Genomic DNA, 1,232 nt, shown 5'->3' on the forward strand with positions numbered 1-1,232 from the left:
TGAATCGCCCCTCCTTTCCTAGACACCTCAAGAGCCTCACACTAGGCCCTACAAGGAGGTGTCATGAGCAGGCAGCGTTTCCCCGAAGAGTTCAAGATTGAAGCCGTCAAACAGGTCACTGAACGCGGCTATCCCGTCGCCGAAGTAGCCAGCCGTCTCGGCGTATCTGCCCACAGTCTGTATCAATGGCTGAAACGCTACGACCCCACGCGGGCCAAACCGGCCGAATCAGCTGACCAGCAAGCCGAAATCCGCCATCTCAAGGCAGAGCTGAAACGGGTGACCGAGGAACGCGACATCCTAAAAAAGGCCGCCGCATACTTTGCCAAGGAGTCCGGGTAAGGTATGCCTTCATCCGGGCCCACGAGCAGCAGTTTCCAGTCCGACGACTGTGTCGTGTCATGTCGGTGCACCCCAGTGGCTACTACGCCTGGAAAGCGTCCCCGCATTCACCCCGTGCCCGCGAAGACCAACGCTTGCTGGGGCAAATCAAACAGGCCTGGCTAGAGAGTGGCGGTGTCTATGGCTACCGCAAGGTGTATGACGACCTGCAGGCGCAAGGGGAGAACTGCGGCAAACATCGTGTGGCACGGCTGATGAAGCAGGAGGGGCTGCGTTCGCAGACGGGCTACCACCGACGCCCAGGGCATTACAGTGGCCGCCCGGCGGTGGTGGCGCCGAACCACCTGCAGCGCCAGTTCACCGTGGATGCACCGAATAAAGCCTGGGTGACCGACATCACATATATCCGCACGCATGAGGGATGGCTGTACCTGGCGGTGGTGCTCGACCTGTTCTCGCGGCAAGTCATTGGCTGGTCGATGCAGTCACGTATCGATAGAGAGCTGGTGCTGAATGCCCTGTTGATGGCGGTATGGCGGCGTCAACCCAAGCAGGAGGTGCTGGTGCATTCCGACCAGGGGAGTCAGTTCAGTAGTTACGACTGGCAGGACTTCTTGAAGGCCCATCGCTTGGTGCCGAGCATGAGTCGGCGCGGGAACTGCCACGACAATGCCGTGGCGGAGAGTTTCTTCCAGTTGCTGAAGCGGGAGCGCATCAAGCGAAAAACCTATCACGACAGAGAAGAAGCTCGGCGGGATATCTTCGATTACATCGAGATGTTCTACAACCCGAAACGTCGGCATGGTTCCGCAAACGGGCTATCGCCGGTAGAGTTTGAGAAGCAATATTTCCAACGGCTCAAGAGTGTCTAGAGAAGCTGGGGCGATTCA

The 1,232-nt window shown here is 58.4% G+C and carries 1 protein-coding gene; it reads left to right on the plus strand.

Annotated elements, in window-relative coordinates; all coding sequences use genetic code 11:
• Positions 1-63 precede the first annotated feature (63 nt).
• Positions 64-1,214, plus strand: a protein-coding gene (locus ACFOLG_RS08990) for an IS3 family transposase (RefSeq protein WP_386090966.1) whose coding sequence is annotated in 2 segments (ribosomal slippage) — positions 64-307 and positions 307-1,214 — 1,152 coding nt in all. Because the reading frame shifts where the segments join, the coding sequence is not laid out codon by codon here.
• Positions 1,215-1,232 lie beyond the last annotated feature (18 nt).

The sequence above is a fragment of the Vogesella facilis genome (genome assembly GCF_042648525.1).
In the GTDB taxonomy this organism is placed as follows: Bacteria; Pseudomonadota; Gammaproteobacteria; order Burkholderiales; family Chromobacteriaceae; genus Vogesella; species Vogesella facilis.